At 75.1% G+C, this 16,777-nt stretch carries 13 protein-coding genes; 9 read left to right on the forward strand and 4 right to left on the reverse strand.

The genetic code is table 11. The features are described 5' to 3' along the window. Positions 1-251 precede the first annotated feature (251 nt). From ACZ6S8_RS05070 to ACZ6S8_RS05090, 5 genes are all read left to right on the forward strand, one after another. On the forward strand, positions 252-1,493 hold the full coding sequence (locus ACZ6S8_RS05070; RefSeq protein WP_469452569.1) for a sensor histidine kinase: 1,242 nt from the start codon (positions 252-254) through the stop codon (positions 1,491-1,493). After that, positions 1,490-2,188: a response regulator gene (locus tag ACZ6S8_RS05075; protein WP_469452571.1), complete on the forward strand. Its 699-nt coding sequence runs from the start codon at positions 1,490-1,492 to the stop codon at positions 2,186-2,188. Before ACZ6S8_RS05070 ends, ACZ6S8_RS05075 begins: the two co-directional genes overlap by 4 nt. A gap of 147 nt (positions 2,189-2,335) precedes the next feature. Next, the gene (locus tag ACZ6S8_RS05080; RefSeq protein ID WP_469452573.1) at positions 2,336-3,160 is read left to right on the forward strand and encodes an inositol monophosphatase family protein; all 825 of its coding nucleotides are present in this window, start codon (positions 2,336-2,338) and stop codon (positions 3,158-3,160) included. A 67-nt stretch (positions 3,161-3,227) separates the two neighbouring features. Continuing rightward, the gene (locus ACZ6S8_RS05085; protein ID WP_469452575.1) at positions 3,228-4,646 is read left to right on the forward strand and encodes a phytoene desaturase family protein; all 1,419 of its coding nucleotides are present in this window, start codon (positions 3,228-3,230) and stop codon (positions 4,644-4,646) included. 154 nt (positions 4,647-4,800) lie between these two features. Next, entirely contained in the window at positions 4,801-6,858 is a 2,058-nt protein-coding gene (locus tag ACZ6S8_RS05090; RefSeq protein ID WP_469452577.1) for a SpoIIE family protein phosphatase, read from the forward strand. Positions 6,859-6,937: 79 nt separating this feature from the next. Here the strand turns inward: ACZ6S8_RS05090 and ACZ6S8_RS05095 are convergent, their stop codons facing one another. Next, entirely contained in the window at positions 6,938-9,748 is a 2,811-nt protein-coding gene (locus ACZ6S8_RS05095) for a SpoIIE family protein phosphatase (protein ID WP_469452579.1), read from the reverse strand. Between the two features lie 358 nt (positions 9,749-10,106). After that, positions 10,107-11,255 carry a glycerate kinase gene (locus ACZ6S8_RS05100; protein WP_469452581.1) on the reverse strand — a complete coding sequence of 383 codons (1,149 nt, stop codon included), beginning with the start codon at positions 11,253-11,255 and terminating at the stop codon, positions 10,107-10,109. Between the two features lie 142 nt (positions 11,256-11,397). Between ACZ6S8_RS05100 and ACZ6S8_RS05105 the strand changes: the two genes are divergently transcribed. The 4 genes from ACZ6S8_RS05105 to ACZ6S8_RS05120 all read left to right on the forward strand — a co-directional run bounded on the left by ACZ6S8_RS05105 (position 11,398) and on the right by ACZ6S8_RS05120 (position 14,663). Beyond that, the gene (locus ACZ6S8_RS05105; protein WP_469452583.1) at positions 11,398-13,119 is read left to right on the forward strand and encodes a BCCT family transporter; all 1,722 of its coding nucleotides are present in this window, start codon (positions 11,398-11,400) and stop codon (positions 13,117-13,119) included. 64 nt (positions 13,120-13,183) lie between these two features. Continuing rightward, positions 13,184-13,684 (forward strand): NUDIX domain-containing protein, encoded by a 501-nt coding sequence (locus tag ACZ6S8_RS05110; protein ID WP_469452584.1) that lies wholly within the window; start codon positions 13,184-13,186, stop codon positions 13,682-13,684. 141 nt (positions 13,685-13,825) lie between these two features. Then, the gene (locus ACZ6S8_RS05115) at positions 13,826-14,254 is read left to right on the forward strand and encodes a hypothetical protein (RefSeq protein ID WP_469452586.1); all 429 of its coding nucleotides are present in this window, start codon (positions 13,826-13,828) and stop codon (positions 14,252-14,254) included. A gap of 34 nt (positions 14,255-14,288) precedes the next feature. Then, positions 14,289-14,663, forward strand: a complete 375-nt coding sequence (locus tag ACZ6S8_RS05120; RefSeq protein ID WP_469452588.1) for a VOC family protein — start codon at positions 14,289-14,291, stop codon at positions 14,661-14,663. 34 nt (positions 14,664-14,697) lie between these two features. Here ACZ6S8_RS05120 and ACZ6S8_RS05125 read toward each other — a convergent pair whose 3' ends face one another. Together ACZ6S8_RS05125 and ACZ6S8_RS05130 are read right to left on the reverse strand one after the other, a co-directional pair. Continuing rightward, on the reverse strand, positions 14,698-15,204 hold the full coding sequence (locus ACZ6S8_RS05125; RefSeq protein WP_469452591.1) for a methylated-DNA--[protein]-cysteine S-methyltransferase: 507 nt from the start codon (positions 15,202-15,204) through the stop codon (positions 14,698-14,700). Between the two features lie 15 nt (positions 15,205-15,219). Further along, positions 15,220-16,704 carry an AlkA N-terminal domain-containing protein gene (locus ACZ6S8_RS05130; RefSeq protein ID WP_469452593.1) on the reverse strand — a complete coding sequence of 495 codons (1,485 nt, stop codon included), beginning with the start codon at positions 16,702-16,704 and terminating at the stop codon, positions 15,220-15,222. Positions 16,705-16,777: the final 73 nt, after the last annotated feature.

The raw sequence follows: 16,777 nt of genomic DNA on the forward strand, positions 1-16,777 counted from the left end.
GATCGTCCTTTCGTTGCGGACCGGTTCCCCCGACGGACTCCCCCCGAGCGGTCCACGGTCCTGTGCGGAACCGGAGGTACTCCGGTCCCGTCCTGTCGGGGCACGAAGCTACGGGCCGCGCACCCGCCCCGTCGTCCCGTGCCGGGTGGGTCCCCGGCGCCAACTTCCGTGCCAGTGCGCCGGTTCCTCCACCCCTGGTGTGACAGCGGGAGTTGGAGGTACGCCCGCACCGGCGCGGCTACGCTGCGGCGATGCGCATCCGCCCCTCGTACGTGGACGTCCTGACGGCCGCCGCGCAGACCGGCGTGGCCGTCCTGCTGGGCCGGGAGGCCGTCCAGCAGGGCTGGCCGGAGCTCGACCTCGCGGGATACCTGCTGGTGGGACTGGTGAACGTGCCGGGCGCCGTCCGCACGAGGGCGCCGCTCGCCGTCTGCCTGTTCGTCATGGCGGCCTGGTGCGTGTACGTCACCGCCGGCTACTGGCCCGTGGTCAACTCCTTCGGCCCCATGCTCGCCGTGTACACGGTGGCCGCCCTGTGCCCCGTGCGGACCTCGGTGGCGTGCGCCGGGCTCATGAGCGCCGTCTGGATCTACGCCGGCCTGCTCGGGCACGGTCCCGGCGGCGGCTCGATGGCCACCGTCCTCGCCCAGGCCCTCGTCTTCCCCGCGGTGCTGTGGCGGTTCGGCCTCATCGCGCGCCGCTCGGCCGGCCTGGCCCGGCAGCTGCGCCGCGAACAGGACGAACGCGCCCGGCGGGAGGTCGCCGAGGAACGCGGCCGGATCGCCCGCGAGCTGCACGACATCGTCGCCCACCACATGTCCGTCATCTCGGTGCAGGCGGGACTCGCGGGCTTCGTCTTCTCCTCCGCGCCCGCCACCGCGCGCGCCGCCCTGAACACCATCGAGGACACCAGCGCCGAGGCGCTCGACGAACTGCGCCGGATGCTGAGCCTGTTGCGGTCCACGGACGCCGACGACCCGGCGGACGGCGCGGGACTGGACGGCACGGGACTGGACGGCACGGGGGCGACGGGCCGCGGCGGCCCCGGCCATGGCGGCCGGGACGCGCCGATGCCGGGGCTGTCCCGCCTGGGGGAGATGGCCGAACGGGTCCGGGCCGCGGGAGTACCGGTCGAGCTGCGCGTCACGGGCGAACCGCGGCCCCTGGCCCCGGGGGTGGAGCTGTGTGCGTACCGGGTGGTGCAGGAGGCGCTCACCAACGTGCTCAAACACGCCCGGCACGCCCGGGTGACCGTCACCCTCGACTACCGGCCCGGGCACATGGGCGTCACGGTGACGGACGACGGCGAGGTGGTGGATCCGGCCAAAATCGCCCCGGGAAGCGGACACGGGTTGATCGGCATGCGCGAGCGGGCCAAGCTCTACGGAGGCACGATCGTCATCGGGCCCCGCAGCGAGGGAGGGTACGGCGTGCACCTGACCCTGCCGACCTCCGCGCGGACCGTACCGCGGGGGGACGATCTCCCCGCATGACAGCGAACGCACCGCTCAGGGTGCTCGTGGCCGACGACCAGTTCCTCATCCGGGCGGGCCTCGTGGGGCTGCTGGAAGCCGCCCCCGGGCTGGAGGTGGCCGGGCAGGCCGCCGACGGCGCCGAAGCGGTCGAACTCGCCCTGAGCCTGCGTCCGGACGTGATCCTGATGGACATCCGGATGCCCGGCACGGACGGCATCACCGCCACCGAGCTGATCCTCGCCCGCGCCCCGGCGCCCGCACCGCGCGTACTGATCCTGACCACCTTCGACCTGGACGAGTACGTGTACCGCGCGCTGCGGGCCGGAGCCTCCGGCTTCCTGCTCAAGGACTCGGGGCCGCAGCGGCTGCTCGCCGCCATCGCCGCGGTGGGCAACGGCGACGCGCTGTTCGCGCCCACGGTCACCCGGCGGCTCGTCGAGGCGTTCGCGCTGCGCGGAGCCGGCCGGGAGGCCCTCGCGGGCCGGGCCGGCGCCGCGGCCCTGGAGGCCCTCACCGGCCGTGAGACCGAGGTGCTGGAGCTGGTCGGCCAGGGGCTGGCGAACGCGGAGATCGCCTGGAGGCTGTTCATCAGCGAGGCGACGGTCAAGAGCCATCTCAACCGCACCATGACCAAGCTGGGCCTGGAGAGCCGCGCGCAGGCGGTGGTCGCGGCCTACGAGAGCGGCCTGGTGGTACCGGGCGGCCCCGCCTGAGGGCCCGGCGGCCGCGCGCCCGAGGCCCCGGCGGCCGCGCCCGAGGCCCGGGAGACGGGTCCCGGTTCACCGGACGGCCACCCGGTGTCCGTGCGCCCGTTCCGACCGCCGGTGGGGTTTGTCGGTCCGGCGTGCTTTGCTGGGGGCATGATCGATGAGTTCCTGGCCCGTGGCCTGTCCGATGTCGAAGAGGCCGTCCGCAAGGCGGCGGCGGTGGAGATCATGCCGAGGTTCCGGCAGCTCGCCGAGCACGAGGTCGACCAGAAGAGCGGTCCGCACGACCTGGTGACCATCGCGGACCGGCAGGCCGAGGAGCACCTCACGGCCTCCCTGACGCGGCTGCTGCCCGGCTCGGCCGTGGTCGGCGAGGAGGCCGTGCACGCCGATCCGGCGGTGTACGGCGCGCTGCGCGACGACGCCCCGGTGTGGATCGTCGACCCGGTCGACGGCACCCGCCAGTTCGTGAACGGCGACCCCGCCTTCTGCACCCTGGTCGCGCTCGCCCACCGCGGCGAGATCCTCGCCTCCTGGACCTTCGCCCCGGCGCTGGAGGAGATGTCCACGGCCGTCCGCGGGCAGGGCGCGTACGTCAACGGCGTCCGCATCCACAGCGGTTCGCCCGATCCGGGCGCCGACCTGCGGGTCGCCACGGCCCACCCGCTGTACACCTCCGAGGAGGACAAGCGGGCCCTGTCCCGGCTGGACGTGCCCGGTGTCGCGGCCCGTCCCTGCGGCTCCGCGGGGCTGGAGTACCTGCGGGTGGCCCGCGGCGAGATGGACGGCCTGGCCTTCACCTGGCCCTCCGCCTGGGACCACGCGGCCGGCCTGCTGCTCGTCGCCGAGGCGGGCGGAGCCCAGAGCACGGTCGACGGAGTGCCCTTCCGGGTGGACCGCGACAACGCGCTGCCCTTCGCGGTCGGCCGGGACGAGGCCACCGCGATACGCATCCGGGACCTCCTCCGGGGCGCGTAGCGGACCGGCCGCCCCGAAGGGCGCCATATCCTGGTGGCGCAGGCGCCGCCGGACGAAGGAGTCGCAAGTGCCGTCGATTCTCGATGCGGTCGTGGTGGGGGCGGGGCCCAACGGGCTGACGGCCGCCGTCGAACTGGCCCGCCGCGGCCTTTCGGTGGCCGTCTTCGAGGCCGCCGACTCGATCGGCGGGGGAGCGCGGACCGAGGAGCTCACGCTCCCCGGCTTCCGCCACGACCCGTGCTCGGCCGTGCACCCGCTGGGCATCGGCTCGCCGGTCTTCGCCACGATGCCCCTGAAGCGCTACGGGCTGGAGTGGCTGCACGCCCCGCTGCCCATGGCGCACCCCTTCGACGACGGCACCGCCGCCGTCCTGTCCCGCTCCGTCGCCGAGACGGCGGGATCCTTCGGGCCGCGGGACGCGGGCGCCTACCGCCGTCTGGTCGCGCCGTTCCTCGGCAAGTGGGACACCCTGGCACGGGACTTCATGTCGCTGCCGAACACCGCGCTGCCCCGGGACCCGGTCACGCTCGCCCGGTTCGGACTGGCCGGGCTGCCGCCCTCCACCTGGCTGCTGCGCCGGTTCCGCGACGAGCCCGCCCGCGCCCTGTTCGCGGGACTCGTGGCGCACGTCATCGCCCCCCTCGGCGGGATCGGCACCGGCGCCGTCGGCCTGGTCTTCGCCCTGGCCGCGCACGCGAACGGCTGGCCCCTGCCGCGCGGCGGATCCCAGTCCATCTCCGACGCCCTGGCCGCGTACCTGCGCGACCTCGGCGGAGCCGTCCACACGGGCTTCGAGGTGAAACGGCTCGACGAGCTGCCGCCGGCCCGCGCGTACGTCTTCGACACCTCGCCGACCGCGCTCGCCCGCATCGCACGCCTGGGCAACGCCTACGACGGATACCGGTACGGCGCGTCCGTCTTCAAGATCGACTACGCGCTGGACGGCCCGGTCCCGTGGACCGCCGAGGAACCGCGCCGCGCCGGGACCGTCCAGATCGGACCGCGCAGCCGGGACATCGACGCCGCCCTCCAGCTGGCCTCGGGCGGCCGGGCCCCCCGCTCGCCCTTCCTCATCACCGCCCAGCCCAGCCTCGTCGACCCCGGCCGGGCACCCGAGGGAAAGCACGTGTTCTGGGCGTACGGGCACGTGCCCGCGCGCTGGGACGGCGACCTCACCGACGCCGTGGAGCGCCAGCTGGAGCGCTTCGCACCCGGCTTCCGCGACCTGGTGCTGGCCCGCGCCACGGCCGGCCCTCCGCAGCTGGCCGCCAAGAACCCCAACTACGTCGGCGGGGACATCGCCTGCGGCGCCGCCTCCGGGCTCCAGCTCCTGCTGCGCCCGAAGCTGACCCTCTCCCCGTACACGACGGCGCACCCGGCCGTCTTCCTCTGCTCCTCGGCCACCCCGCCGGGCCCGGGCGTGCACGGCATGTCGGGCCACAACGCGGCCAAGGCGGTCTGGCGCCACCTGCGCCAGGGCTCCTGAGCCGGCGGGGCCCGGGGCCCGGGCTCCGCGGTCCGCGGCCGCGTCCCCGCCCGGCAGGGCGTCCGCCCGTCCGCCCGCGACACAGGGCCTCCCGGCGACGCCTCGGATAGGGTGAATCCGAAGGAATCGGGCCCCCCGGGGTGAGGTCGGTGCGTTGGACGCTTACCAGTCGACGAGCGAGGTGCCGGACCAGCCGGCGGCGGCTGTCGGGTACGCGGGCGTGCTCCGCGAGCTGCTCCCCATCGCCCTGTGGCGGGAGGACGCCGACGGGCTGATCGTGGAGTGGTCCCTCGCCGCCCAGGACCTGCTCGGACACCGCCCCGCCGACATCCTCGGCCGGCCCGGCAGCTCCGTGCTCGTTCCCGAGGCCAACCGCGGGCTGGCCGACGACCTGACCCGCCGCGTCCAGGCCGGGGAGACCGTCGTCGGGACGCTGCCGGTGCGCCACCGCGACGGCCACCGCGTGGCGATGGAGATGTGGATCGTCCCGGCCGCGGACCCCCGGGGGCGCACCGGGGCGATGCTGATCGCCGTGGAGACCTCCGAGGTGCTCCACATGCGGGACTCCCTCGCCGCCCTCCAGACCCTGTTCACCCAGTCGCCGATCGGCCTCGCCACCCTCGGCACCGACCTGCGGTTCCTGCGGGTCAACGACGCGCTGGCCCGGATGAACGGCGTCTCCGCCGCCGAGCACCTGGGCAAACGGCTCACCGAGGTGGTGCCCGGCGTCAACGCCATCGCGCTGGAGGCCACGATGCGCCAGGTCCTCGACCGCGGCACGGCCGTCGTCGACGTCCGCCGCACGGGCCGGACCCCCGCCGACCCGGAGCACGACCGCACCTGGTCCTGCTCGTACGCCCCGCTGCTGGACGGCAACGGGCGGCCCCTCGGCGTGATCGCCTCCCTCATCGACATCACCGAGGGCCAGCGGGCCCAGGCCGAGGCCGGCCGGGCCCGGGGCCGGTTCGCCCTGCTCGCCGAAGCCGGCACCCGGATCGGCACGACCCTGGACCTGAAACAGACCGCCCAGGAGATCGTCGAGGTCCTCGTGCCGCAGCTCGCCGACTCGGCGGACGTCCAGCTCCTGGAGGCCGTGCTGGAACCGGACGACGCCGGGGCCTCCACGCGCGGCGTCCTGCGCCGGCTGGCCGCCCGGTTCCCCGACCCGACGGCCCCCACCGCGAAACTCGCCGCGGGCCAGACCTTCCAGATCCCCCGGGGCACCGTCTACGAGCGGGTCATCGAGGGCGGGCGGGCCATGAACCTCTACCGCTCCGACATCCCCGCGCTGATCACCGACCCGCGCGCCGAGGCCCTGCGCGCCTACCTCGCCACCCTCGGCTCCGCCCGCCTGATCCCCCTGGTCGCCCGGGGGACCGTGCTGGGCGCGGTCGCCGTCACCCGGGTCCGGGAGCGGGAGCCGTTCGCCGGGGAGGACTGCGTGCTCGTCGACGAGCTGGTCGCCCGCGCGGCCCTCAACATCGACAACGCCCGGATGTACACCCGGCAGCGGCAGGCCGCCCTGACGCTCCAGCGCAGCCTCACCAACAGCGAGCTGCCCCGGGTCGCCGGCCTGGAGCTCACCGGGCGCTACCTGCCCGCCAGCGACCACGACGTGGGCGGGGACTGGTTCGACGTCATCCGGCTGTCCGGCGGACGGACCGGCCTGGTCATCGGGGACGTCATGGGCCACGGTATCCACGCGGCGGCCGTCATGGGGCAGCTGCGCACGGCCGTCCGGACCCTCGCGCGCCACGAGGTGCCCCCGGCGCAGCTGCTGCGCTCGCTGGACGCCGTGGTGGCCGATCTGGGGGAGGACGAGATGGCCACCTGCGTGTACGCCGTCCACGACCCGGTGACGGGCGTGTGCGAGATCGCCCGCGCCGGCCACCCGCCGCCGGCCGTGGTCACCGCCGACGGCAGGATCACCTTCCTCGACGGCCCGCCCGGGACCCCGCTGGGCACCGGGGGACGGGACTTCCGCACCGAGGCGGTCCCGCTGCCCGCGGGGACGCTGCTCGCGCTGTACACCGACGGGCTCATCGAGGCCCGGGACCGCGACCTCGACCAGGGCATGGGCCAGCTCGCGCTGGCGCTGGGGGACGTACGACAGCCCCTGGAGGCGCTGTGCGACGGGATCCTGGCGGGGCTGCTCCCGGGCGCCCCGCAGGACGACGTCGCGGTCCTGCTGGCCCGCACCCTCGCCGTCTGACCGTCTGACCATCTGACCGTCTGACCGTCTGACCGACTGCCCGACCGGCGGTCCGAGCGGGCCGGGCGGCCGGGCCGCGTCACCAGGCCAGGTCCTCCAGGGCGTCCAGGTCCGGCAGGTCCGCCGCCGGCGGTTCCGCGCCCCCGGTCAGCGGCAGCTCGGCCCAGATCACCTTCCCGCGCTCGGTGTACCGGGTGCCCCACCGCTCGGCGTACTGCGCGACGAGGAACAGCCCGCGCCCGCCCTCGTCGGTGGTGGCCGCGTACCGCAGGTGCGGGGACGTGCTGCTCCCGTCGGAGACCTCGCAGATCAGGCTCCGGTCGCGCAGCAGGCGCACCCGTACGGGAGCGCTGCCGTACCGGATGGCGTTGGTGACCAGTTCGCTGAGGATCAGCTCGGCCGGGAAGGCGATCTCCTCCAGGCCCCAGGCGCCGAGCTGCGCCGAGCCCGCGTTGCGCACCCGCGACACGGCCGACGGCTCCCCGGGCACCTCCCACTCGGCGATCCGGTCGGGCTCCAGGCGCCGGGTGTCGGCGATCAGCAGGGCGATGTCGTCGCTCGGCGTCGGGAACAGCAGGGCGGCCAGTACGTCCGCGCAGGCCTGGTCGGGGCTCCGGCCCGGCCGGGCCAGGGTCTCGGCGAGCAGGACCAGACCGGCGTCGAAGTCCCGGTCGCGGTCCTCGACCAGGCCGTCGGTGAACAGCGCGAGCCGGCTCCCCTCGGGCAGCCGCAGCTCGGTGGCCTCGAAGGGCATCCCGCCGACGCCGAGGGGGAGGCCGGCCGGCAGCTCGGGGTACTCCACGCGCCCGTCGGGGTGGACCAGGGCGGGCCCCGGATGGCCGGCGCTCGCCATCAGGCACCGGCCGGAGACGGGGTCGTAGACGGCGTACAGGCAGGTGGCGCCGGTGACGGCGGCGGGTTCGTCGAGGAGCTCCGGCCCACCGGGGCCGTCGGCGCCGGAGCCGTCGTCGGCCGGGCCGGGCCCGGACTCGTTCTGGTCGATCCGGTGGATCAGCTCGTCCAGGTGCCCGAGCAGCTCGTCGGGCGGCAGGTCCAGGGTGGAGAAGTTGTGCACGGCGGTCCGCAGCCGGCCCATCGTGGCCGCCGCGTGCACCCCGTGCCCGACGACGTCCCCGACGACCAGGGCCACCCGGGCCCCGGGCAGCGGGATCACGTCGAACCAGTCCCCGCCCACCCCCGCCTTCGCCGGGAGGTAGCGGAACGCCACGTCCACGGCCGTCTGGTCGGGCAGCACCCGGGGCAGCAGGCTCCGCTGGAGCGCCACGGCCGTCGCGTGCTCCCGCGTGTAGCGGCGGGCGTTGTCGATGGAGACGGCCGCGCGCGCCCCGAGCTCCTCGGCGAAGGACAGGTCCTCCTCGTCGAACGCCTCCGGGGTGTCGGCGGCCCGCCAGAAGTTGGCCATGCCCAGGACCACCCCGCGCGCCTGGAGCGGTACGGAGATCAGCGAGTGCAGCCCGTAGTCGAGGGCCACCCGGGTGCCGGCCGGGTCCTGGGCCCGCCACCCCATGGCGGCGTTCAGATCGGCCGCGAGCACGGCGTGCCCGGCGTTCAGCGCCGCCGACATCGGGGCCGTCGACACGACGAAGCGGATGACGTCGCCGACGGGCTGGAGCGGCTGGTCGGTGCGGACGCCGGACATCGCCGCCCGGCGCATCTCGGTGTACACGCCACCGGCCCGGACGGGCTCGTCCCCGCGCAGCACCGGCTCCAGCAGCTCCACGGTGACGAAGTCCGCGAAGCGCGGCACGGCCACCTCCGACAGCTCCTCGGCGGTCCGCACCACGTCCAGGGTCGTGCCGATCCGCACCCCGGCGTCGTACAGCAGCTGGAGCCGCCCCCGGGCCACCTCGGCCCGCCCGGAGAGCGAGGCGAGCTCGGTGGTGTCGCGCAGGGTCATGACGCTGCCGGTGGGCCGGCCCGCGTACGGCTCGGTGGGCCGTACGTTGACGGCCAGCAGCCGGTCGGCCGCCAGGTGGACCTCGTCCGTGGCGACCCGGCCGGAGACGAGCAGCTCGGTGGTGCGCGGGTCGAGGCCCAGTTCGGTGACGTGACGCCGCTCGGCGTCGGCGGGCAGGTCCAGGAGACGGCGGGCCTCGTCGTTGGCGAGGACCAGCCGGCCGTCGGCGCCGATGATGAGCACGCCCTCGCGCACGGCGTGCAGGACCGCCTCGTGGTGCTCGCTCATCCGGGACATCTCGGCGGCGCCCAGACCGTGCGTCTGGCGCCGCAGCCGGCGGCTGACGAGCGCGGCGCTGCCGGTGCCGAGCAGCAGGGCGCACACGGCGGCCCCGAGCAGCAGCGGGAGCTGGTCCTCGACCACCTCGGAGACGTTCTCCACCTCGATGCCGGTGCTGACCAGGCCGATGACGGCGCCGCCCGCGTCCCGTACGGGCACCACGGCCCGGACCGCGTCGCTCGGCGCGCCCTCGAAGGACTCGGTGAACGACTGCCCGGCGGCGGCGCGGGAGAGGTCGCCGGTGGCACGCCGGCCGATCAGCTCGGGCCGCGAGTCGGTGTAGCGGATCCCGGAGAGGTCCATGACGGCGATGAAGTCGATCCCCGACGCCCGGCGGGCGGCCTCGGCCAGCGGCTGGAGCTCGACGGTCGGGTCCGGCGCCCTCAGGGCCGCGGGCAGGCCGGGGGCGTGCGCGAAGGCCTCGGCGGCCGCGAGCGAGCGGTGGCGGGCGTCGCGCTGGCTGTCGAACCGGGCCTGCACCACCAGGGCCACCGAGGCGGCGGTGATCAGCAGCAGCACGATGGCCGCCTGGAGGGCGAAGACCTGACCGGCGACGCTGCGCAGCCCCAGGGACAGGCGCGCGAGCAGCCGCGCACCCCACCCGGTCGGCTGGCGACCCTTACGTCCGGTCATGAGCCATTTCTAACACTGTCGCGGTGGTTTGGCGGCGGCTGCGCCGTCGCCGGGCGGACGCACGGTACCGGTGGGGCCGCCCCGGGCCCCGGGGGGGGGGGGGGGGGGGGGGGGGGGCGGGGGGCGGCGGCGGGGGGCCGGGGGGGGGGGGGGGGTGGGCGGGGGGGCGGGGGGGGGGGGCCCCGGCGGGGGGGGCGCCCGCCGGCGTCGGGGGCCCCCCCCGCGGCCCGGCGCCCGCTCCGTGCCGGCCGGTTCCGCCGGCCCCGGGCCCACGGCCGGGGCCCGGACCCCCGAAGGGGCCCGGGCCTCGTCCACCGCGGCGGGGACCGGTGCGCCGGTCCGTGGAAACCGGGTCCGGTCAGAGGATGTCGGCGGCGATGCCGGCCGCGACCCGCTCCAGCAGGGGACCCGCGTTCGGGATGGACTTGGCCGGGTCGGGCTCCAGGGCCGTCAGCGGGTACGCCCGGCGGATGCCCGCCGCCTCCAGTGCCTCCTGGCTCAGCAGCAGCCGGCCGCAGACCGCCACCACGGGCTTGCCCGCCGCGCGCGCGGCGGCCGCCACGCCCGCCGGCGCCTTGCCGTGCAGGGTCTGCTCGTCCAGCGAACCCTCGCCGGTGATGACCACCGTGGCGCGCTCCAGCGCCGGCGCGAAGCCCAGTACCTCCAGCATCAGCTCGATGCCGGGGCGGAACGTCGCACCGAGCAGCAGCGCCCCGTAACCGATGCCGCCGGCGCCGCCCGCACCCGGGAGCACCGCGCACTCGGCGGCCTTCGCGCCGATCGACTTCTCCAGCACCACCGCGAAGTGGGCCAGTGCCGCGTCGAGGGTCTCCACGTCCTGCGGGGAGGCGCCCTTCTGCGGGCCGTAGACCGCGGGCGCGCCCTTGGGGCCCGTCAGGGGGTTGTCCACGTCGCTGGCGAGGACGAGGTCCACGTCGGCGAAGCGCGGGTCGATCCCGGACAGGTCCGCGGAGGCCAGCGAGGCCAGTGCGCCGCCGCCCGGTCCGACCGGTTCGCCGTTCGCATCCAGGAACACCGCGCCCAGTGCGGCCAGCATGCCGGCGCCGCCGTCGGTGGTCGCGCTGCCGCCCACGCCGAAGACGATCGAGCGGGCGCCCGCGTCCAGGGCCGCCTTCAGCAGCTCGCCCGAGCCGTACGTGGTCGCGGTCAGTGCCGCGAAGGTGCCCGCCGGCAGCAGCTGCAGCCCGGAGGCCTCCGCCATCTCGACCACCGCGGTGCCGTCGCGCAGCGCGAAAGCGGCCGTGACCTGGTCACCGAGGGGTCCGGTGACCCGTACCTCCCGGCGTTCGAAACCGGCCGCCACGGCGGCCGCGACCGTGCCGTCGCCGCCGTCCGCGACGGGGAGGGTCTCGATCTCCACGTCCGGTACGGCCGAGCGAAGGCCGGCCGTCACCCGCTCCGCGACCTGCACGGCCGTGAGCGAGCCCTTGAATTTGTCCGCGGCGATGAGCACGCGCGCGGTCTCAGTTACTGCTCCGTCCGTCACTTGCCATTCCCTTGCTATCGAACAGTGCAGTCGCGCCGCCCTGAGCCTATCCGGAGGATCCTCCTATGCCCATGGGTGGCCTGGGCCACACCCGGCGCGCCATCGCCGTAAAGGCGTATTTACCACCCCATAGTGGGGCCGCATGAGTGCGGAATCGCTGGAACAGTCCCGTCCGGACGGCCCGGGAGGGGGGTCCGGCGGCCCTGCGGACGGTGCGCCCGACCGCACCCTCGTCACCGTCGGGGTGCTCGCCGTCCTGGCCGTCGTCGCCTGGGCGGCCCTCGGCACGAGCTCGTTCGACAGCGTCTCGGGCACCGCGCTCGCCTGGGTGCTGGACAACTTCGCCTGGCTCTTCGTCATCGCGGCCGACGTCTTCCTCGTGATGTGCGTGGTGCTCGCGATCAGCCGCTTCGGGCGCATCCGGCTCGGCGCCGACGACTCCGAGCCGGAGTTCACCAACGTCGCGTGGATCGCGATGATGTTCAGCGCCGGCATGGGCATCGGGCTGATGTTCTACGGCGTGGGGGAGCCGCTGACCCACTACCTGTTCCCGCCGCCGGCCTCCGGGGCCGCCCCGCGCACCGGCGGCTCCGCCCTCGCGGCCATGGAGTACTCCTTCTTCCACTGGACCCTCACGCCCTGGGCCATCTACGGGATCGCCGGCCTCGCCCTCGCCTACGCCACCTTCCGCAAGGGCCGTGGCAACCGCCTCAGCTCCGCCTTCGTCCCGCTGATGGGGCAGGAGCGGGCCGACGGGTGGCCCGGCCGGGCCGTCGACCTGCTCGCCGTGTTCGCGACGGTGTTCGGCACCGCCACCAGCCTCGGCCTCGGCGCGCTCCAGGTGTCGAAGGGGCTCAGCATCACCACCGGAGTCGAGGACTCCACCACCGTCGAGCTGATCATCATCGGTTCGCTGTCGGCGGCCTTCGTGCTCTCCGCCTTCTCGGGCCTCCACAAGGGCGTCAAGTGGCTGAGCACCATCAACCTCGTGCTCGCCGCGACCCTGATGCTCTTCGTCTTCGTGCTCGGCCCGACCGTCTACATCCTCGACGTGATCCCGGCCAGTGTCGGCGGCTACCTGGACGAACTCCTGTCCCTGGCGAGCCGCACCGGTGCCTTCACCGACGCCACGTGGCTCGGCGCGTGGACGATCTTCTACTGGGCCTGGTGGCTCTCCTGGGCGCCCTTCGTCGGCACCTTCATCGCCCGGATCTCGCGCGGCCGCACCATCCGGGAGTTCCTCGTCGGCGTCCTGCTCGTCCCCAGCGGGGCCACCGTCATCTGGTTCTGCGTCATGGGCGGCACCGCGATCCGCCTCGACTCCACCGGAGCGGTCGACTTCGCCGTCCGGGTCAAGGACGGGACGGAGGCCTCGCTCTTCGCGATGCTCGACGCGCTGCCGCTGGGCACGGTCACCTCCTGGGTCGCCATGCTCCTGGTCATGACCTACTTCGTGACCAGCGCCGACTCGGCCTCCCTGGTCATGGGCTCGCTCACCAGCCGGGGCTCCCTGAACCCGCCGACCTGGCTCGTCGTCACCTGGGGCATCCTGATGGCCGCCGTCGCCGCCGTGCTGCTCGTCGCCGGCGGCCTGAAGTCCCTCCAGACCGCGACCATCCTGGTCGCGCTGCCCTTCGTCCTCGTCATGCTGCTGCTGTGCTGGGCCCTGGTGAAGGAGCTGCGCGCGGACCCCGGTGCGGGCCCGGCCCGCCACCACGCCCTGCACGGGCTGCGGGACGCGGTCCGGGCGATGGTCGGCGACGCGGTCAGCGAGCAGGGCCCGGACCGGCACCCGCGGCTGCGGCGCGTCGCGGAGTCCCGGGGGCGCGACCGCGAGGACGGCGGGGGTCCGACGACCGATTGATCCGCAATGGCGGCCTTCGGGAGGGGGCCTCCGCCCGCCCGGAGGGCCTGGGTAGGGTGGCGTCGTGACCACCACGGATGACTACGCCACCTACATCGCGAGCCTGCCCCGGGTGCTGGCCGGAGCCGCCGCCCTCTACCGCGACGCGGAGGGCCGGGTGCTGCTCGTCGAGCCCAACTACCGCGCGGGATGGGCCCTTCCCGGTGGCACCATCGAGTCCGACCTGGGTGAGTCGCCGCGCACGGCCGCCCGCCGCGAGAGCGCCGAGGAGATCGGCATCGACGTGCCGCTGGGCCGGCTGCTCGCGGTGGACTGGACCCTGGGCGCGGCCCGCCCGCCGCTCGTCGCCTACCTCTACGACGGCGGGGTGCTGGACGCGCAGCAGCTCGCCTCCGTCACGCTCCAGGAGGAGGAACTGCTCTCCTGGCGGCTCGTCGAGCCCGCCGAACTGACCGCGTACCTGCCCGGATCGCTCGGCCTGCGCACCGCGGAGGCCTACCGGGTCCTGGAGTCCGGCGAGGGCGCCGCGGAGCTGGAGAACGGCCGCCGGCCGGCCGCCGGCTAGGACGCCCCGACCGACCCGAGCCGCCGACCCGAGCCGCCGGCACGAGCCGCCCACCGGAGCCCGCTGCCCGTCATCCGTCATCGTCATCCGGAGCCCGCCCGGTGACACCGCGCCCCCTTCGACCAGGACACGATTCAGCAGATGATCACGATGTACGCCTGGCCCAGCACCGCCGACGGCCCGGACGCCCTCCCCATGGTCCACTTCACGACCGACGAGCAGGCCGGCGGCGAGGTCACCCCCGAGGGGACGCCCGTCTGGCTGTTCGACTCCGCGATACGCGACGGCGGCTGGGTCCGGTTCACCGACTTCGAGGGCTGGTCCGTCCCCGCCGCCGGCTGGCGGGCCTTCTACCGCCGCGAGGACGACTTCCTGGCCGTCACCGGACCGGGCTCCTGCGAGGGCTGGTACGAGGGCGGACTCGGCGCCGACCCCGACTGGGTCGAAGCGGCCGCCGCCCAGCAGAGCGTGGTCCTGCTCGCCGCCCCCGTCCAGCACCCCTCGCTCTACGCGTACGCCGTCGAGGCGGGCGCCGCCTTCGCCCTGCTGGTCCCGCTCGCCGTCGTCTGAGCGGCCCCGGCCGGCCCTCCGTAGACTGACGGGCATGGCATGCCGCATCAGTGAGCTGGTCCTCGACGCCGCCGATCCCGAGCGGCTCGCCGCGTTCTGGAGCGAGGTCCTCGGCTACGTGGAACTCGGCCGCGAGGACGACGGGAGCATCGAGATCGGGCCGCCCGGCGGCGGCCCGCAGCCCACCCTCGTCCTCAGCCCGAGCAGCGACCCGCGGACCGGGAAGCTCCCCCTGCACATCGACGTCAACGCCACCGACCGCGACCAGGACGCCGAGCTGGAACGGCTGCTCGCCCTCGGCGCCCGGCCCGCCGACGTCGGCCAGAGCGGCGCCGAGAGCTGGCACGTCCTGGCCGACCCGGAGGGCAACGAGTTCTGCCTCCTGCGCACCCGGATCCCGCCCGCCTGACGACGCGCGCCCGCCGGAGCTCACGGGACGGCCCTCAGACCAGCCGGCCCGCTCCCGACTCGAAGTCCAGCAGCCGGACCTTGCGCTCCAGCCCGCCGCCGTACCCCGTCATGCCGCCCGAGGCCCCGATCACCCGGTGGCACGGGACGATGATCCCGATCGGGTTCTTCCCGTTGGCCAGCCCGACCGCGCGGGAGGCGTTCGGCTTGCCGAGCTCGCCCGCCAGCCGTCCGTACGACCAGGTCTCGCCGTACGGGATGCGGACGAGCTGGTCCCACACGCTGCGCTGGAAGTCGGTGCCCTCCAGCCGGAGCGGCAGGTCGAACGCGGTGCGCTCGCCGGCGAAGTACGCGGCCAGCTGCCGCACCACCTCGGGGAAGGGCTCCTCGGCGGTCGCGACCCGCTCGCCGAAGGACTCCTCCGCCGGCCGGTGCCGCTGCCCGGTCATGTACAGGCCGCTGAGGACCCCTTCCGTCGCGACCAGCGTGAGCGGCCCGTACGGGCTGTCGACGACGGTGTGCTGCCTGCTGCTGGGGTTCATGGTCGTACGTGCCTTTCAGGCGGGGAGGTGGTTGACGGGGTGGTCGCCGGTGGCCCACAGGTACTGCACGGCATACGCGCGCCAGGGCCGCCAGCCCGCCGCCCGGGCGGTCAGCGCCGCCGGGGTGGACGGCAGCCCGAGGTCCTGCGCGGCCCGCCGGACGCCGAGGTCGGACGGGAGGAACGCGTCCGGGTCGCCGAGCGCCCGCATCGCGATCACCTCGGTGGTCCACGGCCCGAAGCCCGGCAGCGCCGAGAGCCGGGCCCGGGCCGCGTCCCAGTCGCTGTCGATGCCGAGCGGCAGCGAGCCGTCGGCCAGCGCCGAGACCAGGGTGGTGAGCGTGGCGCGCCGGCTGCGCGGCAGGGCCAGCGCCTCGGGGTCCAGCCCGGCCAGTGCCTCCGGGGACGGGAAGAGGCGGGTCAGCCCGCCGTGCGGGTCCTCGACCCGCTCGCCGTGCGCGGCCACGAGCCGGGCCGCGTGCGTGCGCGCCGCCGCCGTGGACACCTGCTGCCCGAGCACGGCCCGTACGGCGAACTCCGCCGCGTCGACCGTACGGGGCACCCGGCGCCCCGGGGCCTTGTCCACCAGCGGGGCCAGCAGCGGATCGGACCGCAACTGCCCGTCCACCGCCTCCGGGTCGGCGTCCAGGTCGAGCATCCAGCGGCAGCGGCTGATCGCGATGGTGAGGTCGCGCAGGTCGGTCAGGGCCAGCCGGCAGGCGATGTGGTCCGGCCGGGGGGACAGGGCGACCACGCCGGTGCCGTACGGCAGGCGCAGCGTGCGCCGGTACGCCCCGTCGCGCCACTCCTCGACCCCGGGAACGGCGGTCGCGGCGAGGTGCCCGAACAGGTTGTCGGGGTTGAGCGGGGTCCGGAACGGCAGCCGCAGGCTGATCGTCCCCGGGACGCGGGGCTGCGTGTCGGGCCGGCGGCTCGCCCGGGCCGCACGGACCCGCAGGTCGCTGGGGGACAGGGCGAAGACCTCGCGCACGGTGTCGTTGAAGGTGCGGATCGAGGAGAAGCCGGAGGCGAAGGCCACGTCGGCCATGGGGAGTTCGGAGGTCTCGATGAGCAGCCGGGCGGTCTGCGCACGCTGTGCCCGGGCCAGGGCCAGCGGGCCCGCGCCGAGCTCGGCGTTCAGCTGCCGCTCCACCTGGCGGGTCGAGTAGCCGAGGCGGGTGGCGAGGCCGGGCACGCCCTCGCGGTCGACGACCCCGTCCTGGATGAGCCGCATCGCCCGCGCCACGGCGTCGGCGCGGGCGTTCCACTCGGGCGAGCCGGGGCTGGAGTCGGGACGGCAGCGCTTGCAGGCCCGGAACCCGGCCTGCTGGCAGGCGGCGGCGCTGGGCAGGAAGGTCATGTTCCCGACCTTGGGCGGCACGGCCGGGCAGCTCGGACGGCAGTAGATCCGGGTGGTCAGGACGGCGGTGAAGAACCAGCCGTCGAAGCGGGCGTCCTTCGACTGCACGGCTCTGACGCAGCGCTCGGTGTCGGTGTGCATGAGTCCAGGATCCCCGCGCGGGGAGAGGTCGGCTGGCGGTTTTCCGACATCAAGACTACGCCGCCCGGAAGGG

Source organism: Streptomyces sp. NPDC048461, assembly GCF_055587105.1.